At 36.9% G+C, this 23159-nt stretch carries 21 protein-coding genes and 1 pseudogene; 10 read left to right on the top strand and 12 right to left on the bottom strand.

Going from position 1 to position 23159, the window contains the following annotated elements:
* Window positions 1-227: 227 nt before the first annotated feature.
* Both B2C77_RS07455 and B2C77_RS07450 read right to left on the bottom strand, forming a co-directional pair.
* Complete coding sequence (locus tag B2C77_RS07455) at window positions 228-1823, bottom strand: xylulokinase (RefSeq protein WP_077703051.1); 1596 nt, start codon at window positions 1821-1823, stop codon at window positions 228-230.
* Between the two features lie 43 nt (window positions 1824-1866).
* Entirely contained in the window at window positions 1867-3255 is a 1389-nt protein-coding gene (locus tag B2C77_RS07450; protein ID WP_077703050.1) for a sugar porter family MFS transporter, read from the bottom strand.
* 511 nt (window positions 3256-3766) lie between these two features.
* Between B2C77_RS07450 and araA the strand changes: the two genes are divergently transcribed.
* From araA to B2C77_RS22495, 5 genes and pseudogenes are all read left to right on the top strand, one after another.
* Entirely contained in the window at window positions 3767-5191 is a 1425-nt protein-coding gene (gene araA / locus B2C77_RS07445; protein WP_077703049.1) for an L-arabinose isomerase, read from the top strand.
* A gap of 122 nt (window positions 5192-5313) precedes the next feature.
* Window positions 5314-5445, top strand: a complete 132-nt coding sequence (locus B2C77_RS22340; protein ID WP_303046200.1) for a hypothetical protein — start codon at window positions 5314-5316, stop codon at window positions 5443-5445.
* A 190-nt stretch (window positions 5446-5635) separates the two neighbouring features.
* Window positions 5636-5983 (top strand): PadR family transcriptional regulator, encoded by a 348-nt coding sequence (locus B2C77_RS07440; protein ID WP_077706857.1) that lies wholly within the window; start codon window positions 5636-5638, stop codon window positions 5981-5983.
* Window positions 5973-6731 (top strand): HAAS domain-containing protein, encoded by a 759-nt coding sequence (locus B2C77_RS07435; protein ID WP_077701821.1) that lies wholly within the window; start codon window positions 5973-5975, stop codon window positions 6729-6731. Before B2C77_RS07440 ends, B2C77_RS07435 begins: the two co-directional genes overlap by 11 nt.
* 203 nt (window positions 6732-6934) lie before the next feature.
* Window positions 6935-8192, top strand: a pseudogene (locus tag B2C77_RS22495) (ISL3 family transposase).
* Between the two features lie 24 nt (window positions 8193-8216).
* Here B2C77_RS22495 and B2C77_RS07425 read toward each other — a convergent pair.
* The 8 genes from B2C77_RS07425 to B2C77_RS07390 all read right to left on the bottom strand — a co-directional run bounded on the left by B2C77_RS07425 (window position 8217) and on the right by B2C77_RS07390 (window position 14407).
* Window positions 8217-8501, bottom strand: coding sequence for an iron-containing alcohol dehydrogenase (locus tag B2C77_RS07425; protein ID WP_077703048.1), 285 nt, complete (start codon window positions 8499-8501; stop codon window positions 8217-8219).
* Window positions 8502-8645: 144 nt separating this feature from the next.
* Complete coding sequence (locus B2C77_RS07420; protein WP_331805636.1) at window positions 8646-9251, bottom strand: thioredoxin family protein; 606 nt, start codon at window positions 9249-9251, stop codon at window positions 8646-8648.
* A gap of 25 nt (window positions 9252-9276) precedes the next feature.
* A complete protein-coding gene (locus tag B2C77_RS07415) occupies window positions 9277-9708 on the bottom strand; it encodes a disulfide oxidoreductase (protein ID WP_077703047.1) in 432 nt (143 codons plus the stop codon).
* 175 nt (window positions 9709-9883) lie between these two features.
* Window positions 9884-10519, bottom strand: a complete 636-nt coding sequence (locus tag B2C77_RS07410; RefSeq protein ID WP_077703046.1) for a response regulator transcription factor — start codon at window positions 10517-10519, stop codon at window positions 9884-9886.
* A gap of 14 nt (window positions 10520-10533) precedes the next feature.
* Window positions 10534-11565, bottom strand: a complete 1032-nt coding sequence (locus tag B2C77_RS07405; protein ID WP_077703045.1) for a sensor histidine kinase — start codon at window positions 11563-11565, stop codon at window positions 10534-10536.
* A 16-nt stretch (window positions 11566-11581) separates the two neighbouring features.
* Entirely contained in the window at window positions 11582-12331 is a 750-nt protein-coding gene (gene liaF / locus B2C77_RS07400; RefSeq protein ID WP_077703044.1) for a cell wall-active antibiotics response protein LiaF, read from the bottom strand.
* Between the two features lie 15 nt (window positions 12332-12346).
* Window positions 12347-13579, bottom strand: coding sequence for an MFS transporter (locus B2C77_RS07395; RefSeq protein ID WP_077703043.1), 1233 nt, complete (start codon window positions 13577-13579; stop codon window positions 12347-12349).
* Between the two features lie 180 nt (window positions 13580-13759).
* On the bottom strand, window positions 13760-14407 hold the full coding sequence (locus B2C77_RS07390) for a phosphatase PAP2 family protein (protein WP_237342716.1): 648 nt from the start codon (window positions 14405-14407) through the stop codon (window positions 13760-13762).
* 125 nt (window positions 14408-14532) lie between these two features.
* Here B2C77_RS07390 and B2C77_RS07385 point away from each other — a divergent pair, with 125 nt between their 5' ends.
* Window positions 14533-14967 carry a ferritin-like domain-containing protein gene (locus B2C77_RS07385; RefSeq protein ID WP_077703042.1) on the top strand — a complete coding sequence of 145 codons (435 nt, stop codon included), beginning with the start codon at window positions 14533-14535 and terminating at the stop codon, window positions 14965-14967.
* Between the two features lie 520 nt (window positions 14968-15487).
* Window positions 15488-16657 carry an amidohydrolase gene (locus B2C77_RS07380; RefSeq protein ID WP_077703041.1) on the top strand — a complete coding sequence of 390 codons (1170 nt, stop codon included), beginning with the start codon at window positions 15488-15490 and terminating at the stop codon, window positions 16655-16657.
* 145 nt (window positions 16658-16802) lie between these two features.
* On the opposite strand, the gene B2C77_RS07375 is transcribed toward B2C77_RS07380, so the two are convergent.
* On the bottom strand, window positions 16803-18014 hold the full coding sequence (locus tag B2C77_RS07375; protein WP_077703040.1) for an ABC transporter permease: 1212 nt from the start codon (window positions 18012-18014) through the stop codon (window positions 16803-16805).
* Window positions 18007-18753, bottom strand: a complete 747-nt coding sequence (locus tag B2C77_RS07370) for an ABC transporter ATP-binding protein (RefSeq protein ID WP_077703039.1) — start codon at window positions 18751-18753, stop codon at window positions 18007-18009. Before B2C77_RS07370 ends, B2C77_RS07375 begins: the two co-directional genes overlap by 8 nt.
* Window positions 18754-19587: 834 nt before the next feature.
* Between B2C77_RS07370 and rbsK the strand changes: the two genes are divergently transcribed.
* Genes rbsK through dcuC form a run of 3 tightly spaced genes read left to right on the top strand, consistent with a single transcriptional unit; the run spans window position 19588 to window position 22887 of the window.
* Window positions 19588-20508 (top strand): ribokinase, encoded by a 921-nt coding sequence (gene rbsK, locus B2C77_RS07365; protein ID WP_077703038.1) that lies wholly within the window; start codon window positions 19588-19590, stop codon window positions 20506-20508.
* A gap of 6 nt (window positions 20509-20514) precedes the next feature.
* The gene (gene rihC / locus B2C77_RS07360) at window positions 20515-21441 is read left to right on the top strand and encodes a ribonucleoside hydrolase RihC (RefSeq protein ID WP_077703037.1); all 927 of its coding nucleotides are present in this window, start codon (window positions 20515-20517) and stop codon (window positions 21439-21441) included.
* Window positions 21442-21465: 24 nt separating this feature from the next.
* Entirely contained in the window at window positions 21466-22887 is a 1422-nt protein-coding gene (gene dcuC / locus B2C77_RS07355) for a C4-dicarboxylate transporter DcuC (RefSeq protein WP_077703036.1), read from the top strand.
* Window positions 22888-23159 lie beyond the last annotated feature (272 nt).

The following is a 23159-nucleotide window of genomic DNA, read 5'->3' as shown; positions in this document are numbered from 1 at the left end:
AAAGTGAAACTTCATTCAGTGGGGAATTCCTTACCCCCCACTGAATGTTAGTTGAACAGAATCAGGTATTTACGGACTGTATATCCCCCACCTTCACATATTGGGCTTCCCTCGTGTTTAGAAGTGGGGGGTATTACAGACCGTTAATGCGTGATAAAAAGTCCGAATGATTCAGCCTTACCTTATACTCTAAGGGAGGAGGGAAGATCATTCGGATTTTTCATGGATTAAATATGTTCAATTGCCGCTAATTCAACTGGTAGTCCGGCCCTATATTTCGTAATGAATTGCTCGTAACCTTCCACCCCCGCAGGTTCTGGGCTTAATGTAGAACTTTGCGGGTCAGTAAATACGTATTGGTCAAGGAAATCCTCTAAACTGATTTCCTTATTTCCTTGCTTCACGTAAGCTGCAAGTACTGCCATACCCCAAGCACCGCCTTCACTAGCCGTTTTCATAACCGTAATCGGTATATTTAGTGCATTGGAGAGGATTTGTTGGGCGATGACAGGTGTTTTAAATAGGCCGCCTTGTGCGATTAAAACATTTGTCTCGATTTTTTCTTCATTAATTAAAATATCCATTCCAATTTTCAGTGGAGCAAATGCTGCATACAACTGCGTAAGGAAGAAGTTAGCGAGTGTGAAGGAACTATTGACATCTCTTACGAATAGAGGGCGTCCTTCTGGCATTTTCGTGATATTTTCACCAGATAAATAACTATAATTGACTAATCCGCCAGCATCCGGTTCTGATCTTGTTGTTGAGTGGAATAGGATTTCAAATAAGCGGCCTTCATCAAGGTTAACGCCAAGACGTTCAGCGAATTCTTGAAAGATACCAGCCCAAGCATTAATATCGGAAGAGCAATTATTCGTATGGACCATCGCAACAGGCTCATTATTTGGTGTTGTCACGAGATCGATGTCTTTATAGACTTTCTGTAATGGTTTATCAAGGACAAGCATGGAAAAGGCAGAAGTCCCGACGGAAATATTTCCAGTTCGTCTCCGAACACTATTCGTACTAACCATTCCAGTTCCCGCATCCCCTTCAGGAGGAGCCATGATACTACCGGCTTGAAGGTTTCCGTTTATATCTAGTAATCTGGCACCAGCTTCTGATAATGTGCCTGCATGATCCCCTGCTTGTAATACTTTTGGGAGGATATCAAGAAGGTTCCAGTCGTATTGAGAGACATTTTCCAGGTTTTCAAACAGCTTTATATGCTTATCGGAATAAGAACCCGATTCTTCAATTGGGAACATGCCGGAAGCATCACCTACACCTAACACTTTTTCTCCAGATAACTTCCAGTGGACATAACCTGCAAGTGTTGTAATGAAATCAACCTCACGTACATGCTCTTCTTGATCAAGGATTGCTTGATATAGATGGGCAATACTCCAGCGCTCCGGAATATTGAATTGGAATAGTTCGGTCAAGTCATGTGCCGCCTGTCCTGTCGTATTATTCCGCCATGTACGGAACGGTGTTAGTAATTCATCATTTTTTGAGAAGGGTAAGTAGCCGTGCATCATGGCACTTACCCCAATGGAACGAATATTTGAAAGTGTTGTGTGATATTTACTTTCTACGTCAGCAGCTAGTTGAAGATAACTGCTTTGAATCCCTTTCCAAACATCTTCAAGGGAATAGGTCCACATGCCATTTTCGAATTTATTTTCCCAGGCATAGTTTCCAGCAGCAATCGTATTGAAATCGTTGTCAATTAGGACAGCTTTGATTCTCGTAGAACCTAATTCAATCCCGAGATATACATCGCCTTGCTGAATCGCTGTGGACGTCTCTGTAAGATTCATAAAAATTACCTCCAAAATCTATTATTCTGGTTCTCTCTTCATTTTAGGCTGTTTTATTATTCTTTGCCAATCCTTTCATTTCACCGATTTTCTCAATTTCTTCTAATGTGCGGCCGCGAGTTTCTGGTACACGGATACGGATAAAGGCGACTCCGAGTAGACAAATGATACCAAAGATAGCGAATACAGCTTCCTGTGCCATCGATGCAGTCATAATCGGAAAGAGCAATCCGACTAGGAAAGATCCTATCCAGTTAAAGGATGAAGCCAAACCGGATGCACGTCCGCGGATGAGCAGCGGGAAGATTTCTCCGACAATTACCCACGTTAAAGGTGCCCATGTAAAGGAATAGAATGCGACATAAATACTTAGGAACACAACAATCATCATCGGGTTCACATCTGGAACAATGGAATTGATGATCGCCGGGAAGATAAAGGAAAGCCCCATTACTGTACCCCCGAGGGTCAACAATGTCCGACGCTTAAATTTATCCGCAATGACAAGGAACACTAAGGAACCTATTACTAGAATGATACCTTGGATAATCGGCCACAGCAATGCAGAGCTTGCTGCTTGTCCAGTAGCTGATTCTACGATTAACGGGATATAGTAGAATATCGCGTTAGCTCCTTGGAACTGCTGGAAGGCTGCGACACCGACACCGGCAATAACTAAATAGCGATATTTACTATTTAATAAAGCACCCCAAGAAACTTTCTGATTTTCTTGCTTACTGCTCTCTTGAATTTCTTTGATTTCGGTTTCAATTGCTTCTTTATTTGGGCGAATATAGCTTAGTACCTGACGAGCTTCGCCAATCTTATTATTTTTAATAAGGAAACGAGGCGATTCCGGTAACTTTAATACACCGAGAAACAGAATGATAGCTGGTACCGCTGCCATCGCAAGCATAGAGCGCCAAGCCATCGTCGTTGGTAATCCGCTTAGTAAAAAGTCAACAACATAGGACAGTAACATCCCGGAAACAATCATTGTCTGGTTTATCCCAGATAAGCGTCCCCGTAACTTGGCTGGAGCCATCTCTGACATATAGGCCGGAACAAGTGCAGATGCTGCACCAACGGCAAGACCAAGAAAGACCCGAACGATAATTAAGAAGATATCACCATTAGGCGGTGCAATTCCCGAAAGGATTGATCCAATAACGAAGATAATCGCAGAAGCTAGAATCATCTTCCGGCGCCCGAAACGGTCCGAAAGTTGTCCTGCAAGAGCACCACCGAAGATTGCCCCTAACATAATAGAAGAAGTTATCAAACCAATTGTTGCCGCATTTTGCAGTCCCCAATCTTGCTGCAGGAATGGAAGCGCTCCTGTCATAACACCAATATCATAACCGAATAATATTCCTCCAAAAGCTCCAAAGAAATAGATAAACTTATGAGAAATCTTTTTTTCTTTTACCAATTAAATTCCCTCCCTAGGTGTAGAACATTTCTCGAAAATAACTTCTTTAAAATCGTAAAGGCTTACAAACAAGAACGTAATGAGAGTACTAGCAAGTGAATGGAATTATTTATCAGTACAACTATGTTAAAAAATATGAATTAATTGCGTATAACTAATGTACCTCCTCTTTTATATGGTTACTTTCAGCTGGAAGTAAAGGCTTTCACAAATAAATAATATCATTATTGTACAGACAAATCAACTAAAATATTTTTGTTCGTATAAATAGTGTAGTGTCATATGCTTTGGAACACGTGGATTTATTAAGGGTTCTATTGTTTTACAGAGATGATTCACCTATCTTTTATACGTATAAATAAACTTATTATTGACTTGTGCGTATCATTAATATACAATACAAGTTGTAAGCGATTTACAAAATATTAAACGTACAGTACTGTAAAGAGATTCAAACCATGTGAATGGAGCAGGGGAAACTTAAGATATTTAATTCAAGGAGGTCTTTATTATGTTGGAAATAAATCAATATGAATTTTGGTTCATTGTAGGAAGTCAGCATTTATATGGGGAAGAAGCATTGAATGCCGTTAAGGAAAACGCGGTAGAAATCATGAATGAATTAAATGAAAAGGGTAATTTCCCTTATCCGATTGTATTTAAAACAGTTGCGACGACTGCCGATAGCATCACAGAGGTTATGAAGGAAATTAACTATAATGATCGTGTTGCTGGTGTTATTACGTGGATGCATACATTCTCTCCAGCGAAAAACTGGATCAGAGGGACGAAGCTACTTCAAAAGCCGTTGCTCCATTTGAATACACAGTTAGCGAATAATATTCCATGGAAAGACATTGATATGGACTATATGAACCTACACCAAAGTGCACACGGGGATAGAGAGTATGGTTACATTAATGCTCGTTTGAAGAAAAATAATAAAATTGTTGTCGGCCACTGGAAAGATGAAGATGTTCAGAAGGAAATTAAACAGTGGATGGATGTTGCTGTTGCTTATAATGAAAGCTTCAACATTAAAGTTGCTAGATTTGGTGACAATATGCGTAATGTGGCTGTTACGGACGGGGATAAGATTGAAGCACAAATTCAATTCGGTTGGACAGTCGATTACTTCGGTATTGGTGATTTAGTCGCTGAAATGAATGAAGTGACGGATGAAGCGATTGATGAGGTTTATAAAGAGTGTGAAGAGAAATACGAATTTGTAGTAGGTGAAAATGATCCAGCATTTTTCGAAAACCAAGTGAAAGAACAAATTAGGATTGAAATCGCATTGAAGAGATTTTTAGAGCGCGGTGGTTATACTGCATTCACGACGAACTTCGAGGATCTATGGGGTATGAAGCAGCTCCCTGGTATGGCTGTACAGCGTCTGAATGAAGCTGGGTTTGGTTTTGCTGGTGAAGGTGACTGGAAAACAGCAGCACTTGACCGTTTAATTAAGATTATGACTCATAACAAGTTGACAGGCTTTATGGAAGATTATACGTACAACTTAGTGAAAGGTGAGGAAGCGATTCTAGGCTCGCATATGCTTGAAGTTGATCCGACCTTAGCAAGCACGAAGCCACGTGTGGAAGTTCACCCACTAGGTATTGGTGATAAGGAAGACCCTGCACGCTTAGTGTTTGATGGAGTGGAAGGAGAAGGTGTGAACTTGACTGTTTCCGACTTTGGTGATCATTTCCGAATGGTAATGTACGAAGTAGAAGGAAGTATCCCAGCGGAACCTGCCCCGCATCTTCCGGTCGCTCGTCAAATGGTGACTATAAATGCCGGATTCCAGCATGGCGTGGAAAAATGGGTTGAATATGGTGGAGGTCACCATACAGTTCTATCATTTGCAGTTACAGCTAAACAAATAGAAGATTTAGCGAAAATGTTCGGATTGGAATGTGTAACAATCCGATAAAGTAAAACTTCAATCAGCGGGGCGCTTTATCCCCGCTGATTGTTAGTTGAACGGACATAAGGTATTAATGCGGACTGGGACATGGGGGCAGAGCATTTGTCCCATTACGAGGAGGAAGGAAAATGATTATTTGCAGTGTGAATCATATCGCAAAAATGTATGGTGGAAATATGGTTTTTGAAGATATTACTTTTGAAATAAAAGAAAAAGGGGTATTCGGATTATCATATGGAAAACTTCTATTATATATATAGTATTTTATCCTCGTGAATCGGATAATCGTGTGGAATCTTTTCTATATGGATTTTCTTTGAATTATACCTTGCATTACAAGACTAATAATGCTATTCTTCATATATATCATGTAATGCATGATACTTTATAAACATAACTCTTGTATTACAAGTTAGTGAGAAAGGAGGGGGAAGTTTGTCTACAACACAAATGCTGAAGGGTATCATTGATGGCTGTTTGCTGGCAATTATCAAGGATAAAGAAGTATATGGTTACGAAATGGCAGAAAAACTTGAAAGTTATGGTTTCCACTCTTTTAGTGAGGGTACAATTTATCCATTGTTATTGCGGATGCAAAAAGAAGAATTAGTTAAATCTACCTTAAAAAAATCCACAGCAGGACCAAGGAGAAAATATTATTCACTAACTCCAAAGGGGGAGTTAGAATTGAATAAATTTATAGAACGCTGGAATAATTTACAGTCTAATATTAACAAAGTGTTGTGTTTTGAGCCAGATACAAAATATACAAAAGGAGATGACATCATTGAAGAATAAGTTAAAACTTTCTAAAGAAAGCCAAGAGTTCTTGGAAAACTTACGTGTATACTTATTTTCAAGTGGAAAACAATGGGATGAAATTGAGGAAATTGTGAATGAATTAGAAATCCATTTGTCCGAAGCCGAAAAAAACGGAAAATCCATTGAAAAAATTATTGGAAAATCTCCGAAAGAATATATGGAGATGGTTTCTAACGAGATGTTAATTGACTATAGAACATGGTTTAAATACATTTGCCTAATCATTCTTGGATCATTTTCTATTACAATTTTCCCTGACTTATTAGAAGGCAACCTCTCCTATTCTATCTTGGAAATTATCGGGCATATTATAATTGGTGCAATATTTATTGCTTCTGTTTTCACAGGGTTTAAATATATTTCTACATCAAATCAATCTCTCAAAAGACAGGGGTTGATATTGGCTGGTATAGCGATACTGCCCATCGCTCTATTTATTGGGTTAATCTACCTAAATAGAGCCATCGACACTCCCGTCATTTATTTCGGCAATACTGGAAGCCTAATCATTGGTGTAATCACAGTACTATTTATAATAGGTTTTTCCATTTGGGCAAAATCATGGACTTTAATCATTATAATAGCATTGTTAACACTTCCTGATTATTTACTAAATCTGACCACATTGCAATACGAAACACAACTAATCGTTAGTACAATCATAACTTTTGGAGGAATTGCCATTTACCTCTGGATATTGTCTAAATTGGAAAAAAGTAAGTGAAGATTAACTAATATAACATTAGACTCGTGGAAACCTATGTCAAACCATTATTTTAATTTAGGTTTTCACGAGCTGTTTTCATTAGTTTTCTATTTTAATTCTAAACTTTGAAAGGAAAAAGTAAATGTTAACCAATATGCTCAATCTACCAAACTTAAAGATTCTGGATATGAAAGAAAGCGAATATGATTATAGATTCTTAGTTGAGTCTACTACACTACCCCCCTTCACATTGTCCAAAGTGTGGTACTGTTGCAAACTTATACAAACATGGTAAGAAACAACAACTATATTTCGACCTACCAATGCACGCTAAACGTGTTGGTATTTATGTCAATCGCCAAAGATATAAATGTAGGGAGTGTAATGAAACGTTTTTTGAGAACCTTCCCGATATGGACGTTAGTCGTTCGGTTACTAATAGACTTATAGATTGGATTCAAGAAGCAAGTCTCGAAAAGACCTTTACCAGCGTTGCAGATGATATAGGTGTAGATGAAAAAACTGTTCGAAACATATTCAATGATTATGTTTCTGAACTTGAAGCACATACAGATTTCAGAACTCCTAAATGGCTTGGTATTGATGAAGTTCATTTGCTTAAAAATTATCGTTGTGTCATCACTGATGTTGAAAACAAGTCGGTAATTGATATTTTACGTAAACGGAATAAAGATGTGGTTATCAGTTATCTTTCAAGACTCAAAGACATTGATAAAATTGAACTTGTAGCAATGGATATGTGGAATCCTTATAAAAGTGCTGTTAAATCAGTGATACCACATGCCAAAATCGTAATTGATAAGTTTCATGTTGTTAAATTAGCCAATGAAGCCCTGGAAAAGATACGAAAGGCTAATCGCCAGAATGTCCAAAGAACGTAGGCAACTCATGAGAGACCGTTACGTACTTCTAACAAGACGTAAAGACCTTAATGACTTTGATGACCAAATAAAATTACAAATATGGACTGATACATTCCCGTTACTTGGTCAAGCATATGAGCTTAAAGAGCAATTCTTTGACATTTATGAGGCTGAATCAATCAACGAAGCCTATAAACTGTATCAAAACTGGTTTTCAAATATACCTAAAGAATTGATGGCTTATTTTGGTGATCTAATAAAAGCAGTGAACAATTGGGAAGAAGAGATATTCAACTATTTCAATTCTCCAATTACAAACGCCTATACAGAATCCCTGAATCGTTTAATTAAGACAATGAACCATGTTGGTCGTGGTTACTCTTTTGAAGCCCTCAGAGCAAAAATCTTATTTACACAAGGCTATCGTAAAATAAAAAAGAAAAAGAAATTCAAAGAAGTTGAGATTACTTTTGGAAAAATGTTGCCTGATCAATTTCCAAATTTGGAACAAGCAGGCTATGAATGGGTGTATGAGGAAATCTATGGGGCTGATATTTCCACACTGATCAAGGCTATGGAAGAGGGTACCTTTTAATCCTCTTTCCACACTATTTTCCGATTACCCAATATTTCTAACAGTTGGGTTAGGGACTGTTTTATCGTAAATAGCGTAATCAATGTTAGCACATTGTAAATCAGCACATAAAGTATCAAGTAACCCTGATTCGCTTAATCCTTTATCCGTTACAATGAGTACTCGTGTTTGCTTATTTTGCTCCAACACTTTCGGTAATTGTTGCAGACTATTTTCACCTTTAATTAATATGGGTGTACGCCAATGTATCCATTTACTTGCAATCTTCATTTTTTGTTGATACATACGGCAATATAATGTATAAAACAAGATACCCCTCCTAATAATTAGTAGACTTCACACTCTAAAAAGATAATCCCATTAAATCGCCATGCCTTTACTATTTAGAAAAGCCAACTATTCAATAGCTGGCTTTTCGATTCTACATGTCAAACTCTATAACATGTTACTGTTTTATCTATTTACATATTCATCAAAGAAGGTTTGAAAATTAGCTTCCCCCTGATCACCAACAATACGTGAAACTTCTTTGCCATCTTCAAAATGGACTACAGTTGGTGTAGAATCTATTCTGTAAACTTCCCACTCATCTTTAAACTCAAGTAAGTTCATTTTTTTCATATCGATGTCATTATCTTCTGCTAACGGCACAAGATACGGAGTAGTTGATTGACAGTGTGAACATGTTGGACTATAAAAATAAACCGTTACAGGATCACCACTATCTACTTTCTTTTTGAGCTCATCTGGCATAATCTGATTCTGATAGTTTGGATCATCTAATTGATCAATTGTGCCCTGTTCTAGCTCTTTATCTCCATAAGGGTTGTTGTTATCTTCAACAGCTTGGTTATTTTTGTAGTCAACAACAAAATATAGACCTGCAAATAAAACGACAATAACACCAATAAAAATGGATATTTTTTTAGCCATAATTTCAACTCCTTTTGTGAAAGACTCTTCGACATTATATACTACAATATCATTCTCGTAAATCACTATTTTCTTTGCCCCGTTAAAACAATTGACATCTTTAAATGTCATTTCCTTACCATCCATTTCTTTTATCTACTATTTTTCACAGCTATAACATCCGTCTAGATCGTATTAATATTATATGTAATACAAATATAAAGATAAATGCTGTACCTGCTAAAAAGGGAATTGTCACAAAACCAAACCAATTAATATAGATAGTATTGCATGGGATCAGACCACATGCATCGCCAGCCTTTTGTAAGGCTGGGAGTTTTTGCGTTAGATAATGGTATATGGATACAAGCATTCCTATCCCACTCAAAAACAAACCTGGTAACGCAATGGATATATCTTTCTTCCATAATGCTGTACCGTAAATAATAACAAGTGGGTACATGAATATTCGCTGTATCCAACATAAATCACAAGGCGGGTACCCCATTATTTCAGAAAAAAACAGACTTCCAAGTAGAGCAACTATAGACGGCGCCCAAATAAATAATAATAAATTTTCTTGTTTGTTTGAAAGTTTCACCATAAATAATCCTTTCCCCTATCCCCATCGCTATTACGACTAAATTTTCTCGTCCAATATGTGTTAATAATATTATACAAACAGTAGAGAAAATTAGCAAAAAGAAAAAATGACATATATCCAATGGCTGCTTAAAAGTTGTTAAACTATGTAGTACAGTCAGTATAGCAAATAGATCTTATTTTTGCTGATACAATCGATTACGGTGTACATAAACTGCAGCTTGTGTTCGATCGCTCACTTCCAGTTTTGATAGAATATTACTCACATGCGTTTTTACTGTTTTAATACCAATATATAGTTGTTCACTAATTTCTTGATTCGTCAAACCATTTCCAATACATAGTAAAACTTCCAACTCTCGTTCCGTTAAATATTCGTGAGGCTTTTTTTCTACAGAGCGAAAATTGCTCATCCATTTACCAGCCACTTTCGGTTCAATCACTGCTTCGTTATGATAGGTCTTTTTTATTGCTTCGGTAATTTCTGTTGCAGAGGATGTTTTTAATAAATAACTAAACGCGCCCGCTTCAAGTGCAGGGAAAATTTGCTCATCATCATAAAAGCTTGTCAAAATGATAATCTTACACGATGGAAACTGCTGCGTAATGTGTGTTGTTGCTTCTATTCCATTACCATCTTCCATTATTAAATCCATTAGAACCACATCTGGACGTTCTTGTAAAGTAACCTCCACTCCTTCTTTTCCGCTTTTTGCTTGACCAACCACATCGATTTCTTGATCGGTTTGCAAATACGCAATAATTCCTTTTCTTACAATTTCGTGATCATCAACGACTACGACACGAATCATCATTTTCCTCTCCTCTAACAAGGTATACGAATATCAACATAAGTCCCCTCTCGTTCACTAGAGCGAATGTGAAACGTTCCCCCCAATTCCTCACTGCGCTCCTTCATCGTTTTTAAACCATAAGACGCTTTCTTATTTTCTTCCACATGAAACCCTTGACCATTGTCACCAATATGTACCAATAACTCATTGGAACGACTAGAAATATGAATAATGACTTTGGATGCATTGGAGTGACGTAATATATTAGAAAGTGCCTCCTGAACAATACGGAATACATGCTCTTCAATTGTATCCGAAACATCCAAGTTATCCGATATTGAAACTTGAAACTCAATTCTGCTTTTTTGTTGTAACTCTTCTACCAATTTCAGTATCCCTTTATGTAATGGTTCTCCAGATAAATAGACGGGACGTAAATGTAATAACAAAGCACGCATTTCCGTTTGTGATTGTAACGCTGCCTTTGATACCTCCATCATTTGCTCTTTTGCTAATTTAGGAGCCTTATCCAACTGCTTTATTGCCGCTTCAGAAAACATAGTGAGCGCAAATAATTGCTGGCTCACGGCATCGTGCAAATCTCGTGCGATCCTCTGCCTTTCTTCCATTACCGCTGTTTTATAGGAGTTTTTTGCCATATCTGCTCTTTCATCAGCCATTCGCTGCAAGGACTTGACTTGATCCTGTAGCGCCTCTCCTAATGCATTCATTTCATTTGCCACTCTCGTAATCTCATCTCCTTCTTGGAAATGCAAGCGAGATTGATAGTTTCCATGTGCAAATTGAGTAATCTGTGTAGATATATAATCAAAGCGATACTTCAAGCTACCACCAGATTTAAAACCAGCATAAATAGAAACCAATAATGCAATAAGGAGATATAGAACGATAAATAAGAAAATCCCTTTTATGGTTAGCCAAATAGGTTCGAGTAAAACGTATATGGTTAATAACGTGGCGAGTAAAATAATACAGGTTAAAAACAGTCCGTATAGATGGGAGATAATATAACTATACCGTATACTTGCAAAACGTTGACGCATAGAAGTCCCCCCTTTTTTACACTTGTTCAATCCGAATGGATCCAGCTTCGAGCTTAATTATAAAATCAATTTTCCGAATAGCATGCTCGTAATTATCACTTTGAAAGGAAAGCTTTCGATGAACTCCATCCACACGCTTGCCAACGATCTCAATTTCTCCAGCTCGCACCACCGCTTGAACACGAAATGGGACATGCTCAGGTATTAAAATGGTAACATCACCAGCTAACGAGCGGATGCTAAATGGTATTTCGTGCTCCGGAATAAAAGCTTTGGAAAAATCTAAATAAAAATCTCCGAACAACGCATGTAATTTGGTTGGTTCTGCTCTCCAATTCGGCTTCGTATATTCATAAGTTCCAATGGAAAATTTGGAAAAAGTAGCACTATTATCTTCTTGTTCAATGTTATTCCAATGTGTATCCGAATAACTTTTATCCCGTTTTAAGAAATAAACACCTATATAAACAATGAATAGCGGCCATAATTTCCATACATCAAAAAAATGAAAGGACAATATGGCAAGCCTATCGAGTAAGAGCAAAAGGCCAAACAAAAGGAAAAAAGACCCCACTTCCCAGCTCTTACCTTTTTTACGAAAATCTTGAATAATCCATTTTATGCCTACTAGCACAAAGAAAATGGGGTAAAGGTAAACCCATATCTCATACACATCAAAAGCAATCACACCTAGATTAAACAGAACAAGTATAATTCCAATACTAATAATGGAAACTGCTGAAAACAAACGAATTATATTCTTCATAAATAGATATCCCCTCTATGAGATTTCAAGGTTACGAAGGCGCTTGAAATTAAAACTAATCATAGCGATAATGACAATAAAAATCCCACCACCTATCATAATATACCGTATATCTACACCTAACGCGATTAGCGTAGAAGTTGCTACGTAAGAGATTGGAATTAAACCTGTAGTTACGGTTATTAAAAGCCCCATAATTCTCCCTAACATACTTTTGTCTACTGTTTTTTGCAAAATAGTGAAGATCGGAATATTAACGAATTGCAATAAAACTGCCATACATAATACAAGAATAGCACTCATATACAGTTGATTGGACATTCCAATAAACGTATAGAGGCACCCAACCACTAATAAACTTACTAATATCACCTTTCTGTAGTTTGTTACTTTTTTCACTGCTAAAAGAATCGCTCCTAGCATTGCACCGAGCCCCATCGCTGTTTGAACTGTTGCTAAACTAATAGCACTTCCATCAAAAACATCTTTTACAATGATCGGCATTCCAATGGAAAAAGGACCTGAAAAGAAAAAGTTAATAAAAAAAGCGATAAACATAATAGATACGATAAAATCGCTTTGACGTACATACAGGAACCCTTCCTTTAAATCCTTCCAAGGGGAATGTGCATCACTTTCCTCTTTTTCTTGTTTTAATTGAATAAAAAGAACCGTTAAAGCTCCTATCAATAGCATAACACAAGCAACAGAAAAAACCCCCTTAAAACCTAATACAGCTAATAATACGCCTCCTAAAGCAGGACCTAAAATAGGGCTTATTTGCATGGTCATTTGAATGAATGAATTACCTTGTTGCAATTGATCCTCTTCCAATAATAATGGTGTCATGGAGTTTGTAACCGGGTAACTAAAAGCATCAGCGATCCCAAACAATGCAGCTAAAATGATTAAATGCCAAACTGTTACCATATTAAGATAGAGGAATAATAAAAGCGCAGCAATGAATAAAGCCCTAAGCGAATCAGCAATAAATAAAATGGTTCGTTTATTAAACCTATCAGCAACAACCCCACCAACTGCTAATAGTAACAATCGCGGAACAGAAGCTGCGAAAAACAACATGCCAAAATAAACTCTATTTTCGCTAATCGTTAACATTAACCACTCTGCTGCGATTAAATAAATGTAGTACCCAGGTGCAGAAAAAATAGAGCCAATAAATAATAACAAAAAATTTCTATTCTTTAATACTGGTACTGTCTTACTTGTTTCAGATATTGCTTCCATATTCATTTCTCCTCTCATAAATAACGAGATGCTCAGAACAATGAAGCTTTTCATCCAATTGGAAGTTGCTATGGTAGTCTAATGCTAGCAAAACCTTCACGAAACGCATCAGCATCTCTGTTATATTTATCCTACCAGTAAAAAGGAAGCGAGGAGAACGATCTATGGACTGCTTTCTTCTCAGCCTCTAGACGGAGAACTTTGTCTGCTTGTTAACTGATAGAGATATACCAAACCAACCAAGCATAAAAAACCTATAAAGAACCCTGCAAGAACATCCGTTAAATAATGGACATTAATGATATATCGACTAATGCCTATTAATAGTATCAAACCGGCAAAAAAGACTTGGATGAGCCATTTTTTTGTCTTTTGCTTTAGACGATTGGACAGGAAATACGCAACTAAGCCGTAGCAAACCATTGAAATCATAGCATGGCCAGAAGGAAAACTATGTCCTTCTGCATTTGCTGCAACGAGTACACTCGGTCTTTCTCTTTCCACCAAATGTTTAATGGCTATGTTAAAATAATGCGTTGAAAGTGTCCCTAAGCTATAAATTAGTGCAGGTATTATACTACGGTATATCCACCAAAAAACAAATGCCATTACAAGGACAAACGGAATTGTAAAAGACGATGAACCCAGCTCTGTAATCCAGCGAAAAGCAGTGTAAATGGCTGTATTATCTAATCTCTCTACTACATCACGTGTCCATTGATCGACATATGGCATTGTTTGATTTGCCACTTTATAACCCCACAGCAATGTGAGAACAACCCCAATGAAAAATACGATCGCATACAAATACATCATACTTCTTCTCATAACCAGATCCTCTCCTTAATTTTTGTCTTTTTTCACATCATACCCGAATTTACGTTTTAAAAAAACAGAGGAGGGTAATAGATATGTGGAGTATTTAAAGAAGTTTATGAAAGGATGGATTGCAAATGGAACAAGACTTACAAACATTAATTGATGGTTTAAATGAAGACTTAGCAAATGAATATGGCGCAGCTATTCAATACACGTATAGTGCCTCCGTAGTTAGCGGACTATATCGTTCTGCATTAAAACCTTTTTTTGAAGCAGAAGTGACAGATGAATTAGGACATGCTTTATACCTTTCCGAAAAAATCAGCTCTTTAGGTGGCACACCTACAACTAAAGCAGCTGACGTTCCACAACCTACAGACGTTAAGGATCTATTACAAGCAACATTACAAGCAGAAGCAGATACAATTAAACGTTATGAAAAAAGGAAAGAGCAAGCTGAGAAATTAGGCTACACGGAACTTGTTGTAAAATTAGAAGATATGATTGCTGATGAAACACATCATAAAGAAGAAATTGAGCGACTACTAGCTGATCCACGCTTAGCATAGTCAATCCTAATATTTAAACAAAGGTGCAGGGCGCCAGTGTAGCAACGTAGCGAATGAAACGAATCAACGAAAGAGTTAGGAATCATGCCACTAAAACAGGGGTATACCAACATACGGAGGCAAGCCCTTCTTTAGTCGGCTTTCCTCTTAGGGACGAACAGATGATGACTTAGCTTAAGGCAATTTCGTAAAGTCGCCTAGTCGCTGGGCGATGGAGCCGAACAAGGGCTATTCGGTTATTTCGTTATACACAAGCACCTCACTTTATACTTTCTTATCTTTTTAGAAAAGACTTGGTCTATCACCAAGTCTTTTCGGTATACTTTCCTACATCCACTATTTCCGCACGTCTTATACTTTTATTTAGCCAAAAGTTACTGTAGATGATATGCCTCAGCATGCTTTTGTACTTTCATCGAGCAAGTACATACATCACCTTTGTTTATTTTTTCAAAAAATAGATTCTTTTTATACATTGCTAATGGTATAATTACAACTAAAAACATTGGAGGTACGTTCTTTGTTAAAACAAATAAATCACTCCATTGAAGCTTTGTATGAAGAAATGGTACATATTCGGAGACATCTTCACCAATATCCAGAGCTATCGTTTCAAGAAACGAAAACAGCTGCCTATATTGCAAATTATTACAAAACACTAGGTATACCTTATGAAGCAAACATCGGAGGTAATGGTGTCATTGCAACTTTAAAAGGTGGGAAGCCAGGAAAGAAAATTGCATTGCGAGCCGATTTTGATGCGCTTCCCATTCAAGATGAAAAAGATGTCCCCTATCGTTCTAAAGTAAAAGGCATTATGCACGCATGTGGGCATGACGGTCATACAGCTACATTGCTAGCTTTAGCTAAGGCATTAATAACGTACAAACAAGAATTGCCTGGGACGATTGTTTTTTTACATCAACATGCAGAGGAATATGCACCTGGAGGAGCAAAACCCATTATCGATTCAGGTGCCATTGATCATGTTGACGCTGTTTTTGGCACCCATTTATGGGCCACAACGCCACTTGGGGTGTTACAAACATCCAAACAGGCTTTTATGGCCGGAGCAGATCGCTTTGTAATAGAAGTCCAAGGCAAGGGTGGTCATGGCGCGTATCCACATGAAACAAAGGACGCCATCGTTATTGGATCACAAATCGTGTCGCAATTACAACAAATTGTCAGCAGACGAATTAACCCGTTAGATACAGCGGTTATAACCGTAGGCATTTTTGAAGCTGGTAAAGCATTTAATGTAATAGCTGACAAATCAAGACTTGTAGGAACGGTACGATATATAAACCCTGCCTTACAAGCAATAATTATGAAGGAAATGGAAGTAGTCATTAAAGGAATATGTATGAGTCAAGATGCCACCTATAGATTTGATTACATCAAAGGGTATCCCCCTTTAATTAATCACAAGGAAGAAGCAGCACTTTTGTTACAATTGGATCAACATATCAAAGAGATTACAAAAACCGAAACGATTGAGCCTTCTATGGCTGGTGAGGACTTTGCATATTATCTGCAAAAAAAACCTGGAGCGTTCTTTTTTACAGGCGCTCAAAAAGATAAACAACCATTTCCACACCACCATCCAAAATTTGATTTTAATGAACAGGCTATGCCAATAGCTGCCAAAACACTAATAACTGCTTATTTAGCTTATCAAACTAGATAATACATCCCTTTAAAATAGATGTTGAAGGTATAATGATACTACGCAAAATCTCATTCAACCGTATCATCTATCATCCTATTTATAGCTGTTAATTTAGACTAATGCACATAAAAAACACATGAGGTAACATACCCCTCATGTGTTTTTACGTAAGCTTTCGTTTCACATAGCCATCTACAAACAACCAAGAAAATATAATCCCACCTGCAAATGTTATCATGGCCCCTATATATATATCCATTACGATAAACACTGCCGTAAATAAAATCACTTGTACGATACTTAATTGCAATAGTAACTTTAATAATGATTGTTGGCGAATTTGCAGAGAAACTGGGTAGAGATCCAGCCACAAAATAGTACGGTGATGCTGATATAAGGTCATCATTTGAAAACTACTTAAATATAAAAACAATAAAGCAAAGATAATTTTCAACCATAATGGTGGAATCACATAAATAAGTACCCCACCTATAACGACTAATCTCACATACATACCAAGGTAATCACCACTTCGTATCAAAGTAATTCGATATAAATAATCGTACGTAGCTGTTCGGGTAAAAGGAACTATACTAACGATACGGACCAACCAATGCCGTTTTTTCACTCGACTTTTTAAATGAGGTACATCTGCAAACATATTCGCTAATCGGTAAAATGCTTGCATACGACTTTGATCTTTTTCCACCAGTAAATCCCATAGTAATCCAGGACGTTTACTCGCTATTTGATAATCATACAAAAACACAATGGCAAAAAGCAATGTTGTGATACCGGCTAATAACATGCTGCCAGATATAAAAAAATAAAAGACAGCTATATTTAACACAGTACGAACGACTGTATCAATTAACCGAGAATCACGTTCCCTCACTTTGAGCATCCACCAATTCGCAATTAGGTTGGCGAATTTAAATACAAGCAACAATGCAATGGTTATGAGATATACAACCCCAGCACGATTGGCGAAAACAGTTGTATATAACGGGCCCAAAGCTGCAGCAGCTAAAAATACTAAATACAATTGAATCGTAAAGCTGTATGCAATAGCATTACGAAAATAAGCTTTCATTTTCTGTTCTGCTGGAATTAAAAATACAAGATCTGGCTCTTTTAACAAGGTGCGCACTGGACTATAACTTGCTATCAAGCCAAAAACAATGGATATAACCCAAGCAGCAGGAAAATCATCTGGGATCTCTTGCAACCACTTTTGGTAATAAACAGCTAACGCAGAGATGAAAAATAGCATTGCAATAGCTATATGACCATTAAATATATAGCGTAAATAACGACTTGTCTCTTTTAAATGCGCTGAAAACCGTTCCTTGAAAAAATGGTGAGAATTAAACATGGTTATTTTCTTCCTTTGTTAATTGTACATACAAATCATCCAAAGTAGCATGGGGCATTTTAAAGCTCTCTCTTAATTGATCCAGACTGCCATCAGCTCGTATCGTTCCGTCATGTAATATAACAAAGCGATCACAATACCGCTCTGCTGTTGCTAAAATATGGGTAGACATCAGCACACCCGATCCATTTTCTTTCATCTGATTCATTAGCTGTAAATAAGATTGAATACCTAACGGATCAAGCCCTACAAAAGGCTCGTCTACAATATATAATGGTGGTTCAATTAAAAATGCACACATTATCATAACCTTTTGACGCATACCTTTGGAAAAATGGACAGGGAACCAGTTCAACTTCTTCTCCATTCTAAATTCCTTTAATAAAGGCTCTAACCTTTTTTCAAATATATCTTGCGAAATATCATAAGCCATAGCTGTTAAACGCAAGTGTTCATACAATGTCAGTTCATCATATAAGATAGGCATTTCAGGAATATAAGCCATTTGATTCCTGTATGTCTCCGTATCTTCTTGAAATGTTGTTCCGTTTACAGTAATCATCCCTTTTTTTGGTTGCATTAACCCGATAACATGTTTAATAGTAGTGCTTTTCCCAGCTCCATTTAAACCAATTAAGCCAACGATTTCACCTGTATGTACCGTAAAGGAAATACCTTGTAACACATGCTTATGCGTATATCCTCCATAAAGGTTTTCAATATGTAGTAAAGATTCCACAAATGCCCCTCCTCTTCTATTGTTTATATTTTAGCACTTGCTCAATATAAAAAACAAAGTAAACAGTATGCTTTTTTTCGACAAATATAAGTTTGCCTTTGTCACAAGGTTTTTACAGCAAAATGTTACCTTCTATATACAAGTTGTCATAATAATTCCTATAGTATTAGAGGTCTTGGGTTATCACCTTTAGTCGAATATTCTTCGTTTTGTTTGTACTGTAATCTCCATCATTTCCTAGGGTCTTAGAAAAACTTGACTTATCGCCAAGAAGGCGTAGTTCTTCTTATACTATAAACCTTTACTTTAAGCTTTTACACTTTCCTATAGTACAAAAAATATTTTTTGTGCACGTATATTTTGTAGATTACTGCTAATAATAAGTAGCGAAGGAGAAAAAGTTCTTATAAATATCCTCCAAACATTTTATTAATACAAGAAAAATGTATACAGTCCTAACTGTCTGCACAGATTCTTTTTAGTAATTTGTTTCTTGAAGGATACGTTGTCCAGTCTTTATGCTGTTCCACTAGCTGGAACTAACTAATGATCATGTAAACAACTTTATGAAGCAAACCCCGCTCTATGAAGTGTACTGTTTACTTCACAATGCATAAGAACCCTCTCCTTCAAGAGAGCTGGTCCTTAATAAGGCCAGCTCTTCTATGTCTTCCTCCCTTTTTTACTCATTCCAACTATTGATTCAAATTAAAAACTTTAACATTCATTCGACAAAATTCGATATTTGTATTGACTATTTTTATGTGCACGTTGTATATTTATTATGATAAAACGTTTTATCAAAAACAATTTTTACGTAAAGGAGGGAATATATTGAAGAAAGTACTTATTTTTGGAAGCTTAAATATGGACCTTTCCATTTATACCGATCGCATTCCAAATAACGGAGAAACGATACAAGGAAAAGACTTTTTCCTATCCCCTGGAGGTAAGGGGGGAAATCAAGCTGTAGCTGCCGCTAAAAGTGGAGCAAATGCTTGGATAGCAGGAGCAGTAGGCACAGATTTATATGGGAACAAATTAGTAGAAACGCTAAAAAAATATAAGGTGAATTGTGATTATATAAAAATGCGCCGACGTGTAACGACCGGAATTGCCATGATCATTAGAAATGATGGAGACAATCGAATTATTTTAGACAATGGAGCCAATGACGACGTTGATTTCCAAGACGTCAACAAAATGCTGCAAGATATCGGTCGTCCTGGAGATATTTTTTTAACGCAATTTGAGAACGATTACGAAACCACTTTGCACTCACTAAAAGCTGCAAAGGAAAAGGGACTTTTTACTATATTAAACCCTGCACCAGCTAAACATATTGCTAAAGCCAATTATCTTCATATTGATTTACTTATCATTAATCAATCAGAGTGTGAATTTTTATCGGGAATATACCCATCCGAAGAAAGCGAATACAAAAAAGCAATACAATACTTTCAGCAACAAGGAGTTCATGCGGTACTGATTACCTTAGGAGCGGAAGGGAGTATAGTTGGTGAAGATACAACCATCCATTTCGTGCCTGGTCTCTCTGTAAATACTGTAGATACAACCGCTGCTGGAGATACTTATATTGGGGCGCTTGCCTGTGAACTTTCTCATGGAAAAACAATTCAAAAAAGTATGGAATATGCTACGTGTGCCGCAGCGTTAACCGTATCTAAAGCCGGTGCACAGAAATCCATACCTACTAGACAAGATTTAATTGATTCCAAATATGTAGAGGAGTAGATATTGATGAATGACAACCAAACACCTATTATTATTGATACAGATCCAGGAATTGACGATGCTGTAGCCCTTGCTGCCGCATTATTTAGTAAAGAATTGGATATTAAATTGATTACGACAGTTGCTGGTAATGTAAGTCTCGAAAAAGTAACGTACAATACGTTACGGCTATTACAATTTTTCAAAAAAGAAATTCCTGTTGCTGCTGGTGCAGACCAACCGCTAATTAAAGAACCGATAGATGCGAGTAATGTTCATGGTGAAACAGGTATGGATGGTTATAATTTTCCAGAGCCTAACGAAAATCTCTTATTAAAAGAGCATGCTGTTAACGCGATGTACAAAACTATTCTTCAAAGCAATAAGCCAATTACGCTTGTACCCATTGGACCATTAACCAATATTGCACTACTTATAAGATTGTATCCAGAAGTGAAAACAAATATTAAAGAAATCGTATTAATGGGCGGATCTACAACGCGAGGGAATTCTGGAGTCATGGCTGAGTTTAACATTCATGCTGACCCCGAAGCCGCAAGTATTGTATTTAACAGTGGCGTACCCATTGTAATGGTTGGATTAGATGTCGGTTGGAAAGCACTCGTTTACCCTGAAGACAGTGAAAAATTGAAAACATTAAACGAAACCGGTCATATGATTTACCATTTATTCCAAAAATATCGTGGTGGTAGTATGAAAACTGGACTAAAAATGTATGATAGTTGTGCTATAGCCTACTTGCTATGTCCACAGATGTTCACTACACAAAAAGCTTATGTAGGTATTGAGCTAAATGGCTCCTTAACAAAGGGGGGTACTGTTACTGACTTGAAAGGATACTTAAATATGCCAAGTAATGCGACCGTTTGTTTAGACATTGATGAAAAATTATTTAAACAATGGTTTTTGGATAGTTTACAAAAATGCAACTAAACAACTCAAACAGGAGGAAACACCATGACAGATAACTTAATTATGTATAGCTCAGCAATCCTAGCTGTTATTATCGTCATTTATATGCTAGTAAAGAAAATGGACATAAAAGTCGCTTTATTTTCGATTGGTATACTTTTAATATTTATAGGGACGAGTATGGGCAATGAAATTCCAATGGCCGACTTTGAAACAACCGGTTCTACATTACTAGACCCATTGCAAGTTATTGTCCAGCAATTTAAGGAAACCTTTACGAAAGCAGGACTTATTATTCTCATGCTTGGCGGATATACAGCATATATGTCTTCTATTGGTGCGAACGACGTTACTGTACAAGTTCTAACAAAACCAATTAGTAAGATCAAATCTGTTTATTTTTTAGTTCCAGCAGTGTTTTTGCTCGGAAACTTATTATCGCTCGTTATTCCAAGCGCTTCCACATTAGCTATTTTATTATTGGCTACTTTATATCCTGTGTTAAAGCGAGCTGGAATGTCGGTACTAAGTATAGCTGCAGTTATCGCTACTTCAGCTACAATAATTCCGACACCATTAGGAAGTGATAACGTCGCCGTGTCGGAAGAGTTGGCGAAATTCGCTGCTTTTACTGACTTATCTGTAACCGATTACGTGTTTCAATACCACGCTATTGTCTCTATACCAACGTTAATTTTTATAGCAATAGTTCATTATTTTTGGCAAAAATGGATGGATAAAAAAACGTTAGCTTCTCAAGCGAAAGAGGAAGTGGAATTAGAAAATATAGAAGAAATAACTGGTGGTAAATTATTCAAAGTTGTATATGCAGTACTACCTATCTTTCCAATTGTCCTTTTGCTTATTTCTTTTATCTTGGAAATGACTACAAATGCAACGATCTCCCTTAGCGTAGAAAATTCCGTGCTTTTTTCACTCATCCTCGCTGTTGTTTGTGAATTAATACGTAAAAAAGGTAATAAGGCGGTTTTATCAAACACAGAGAAGTTTTTCGAAGGGATGGGGAAAGCTATTCCTATCGTAGCGCTCATTGTTGCTGCTTCCGTATTTGTTACTGGTTTAAAGTCCATCGGCTTGTTAGACACGTTACAGACGGCTATGCAAAACTTTCACGGACAAGGATTAGATTTTATCTTACCACTTATATTAGTGCTTTTTACTGCGCTTATCGTCTTATTAAGTGGAAGTGGTATTGCATTATTCTTTGCAATGATCCCTTTGATGGTTCCATTAGCAGAAGCAGCAGGAATAAGTCCAGTCGCTATTTCCATACCAATGGGACTTGCTGGAAACCTATTCCGTGCAGTATCTCCTGTAGCAGCTGTTGTGTTAATTATTGCCGGCACATTAAAAGTAGATCCATTAGACATTATTAAACGTACATCTGTGCCAATGATCTCCGGCGTCGTTTTCATGTTCGTACTTTCAATGATCATCTTTCTATAGGCAACTTTTTATAGTAGAAGCTGTAGTTTTTTCTTATGCTATAAATAAGATATTCCCTGTTTTATTTAGTAAAATGATATTAAGGTGCAGTGTCCTTAAACAGATGGTAATATGGCATTACACTAGATTTAAGGGGGAGCAGCACACAGAGATTATTCAAATGAATAATACAAATTTCTTCGTGTGATCTCCTCTGAAGCAAATTCCTTGTAAATGCGACAAGTATAACAGGAAGATGATAGCAACAAAAATGCTACAGATTAACCTTGAAT

The sequence above is a fragment of the Virgibacillus dokdonensis genome, from assembly GCF_900166595.1.
GTDB classification, from domain to species: Bacteria; Bacillota; Bacilli; order Bacillales; family Amphibacillaceae; genus Virgibacillus; species Virgibacillus dokdonensis.
This window is presented reverse-complemented; position numbering and strand designations above follow the sequence as displayed.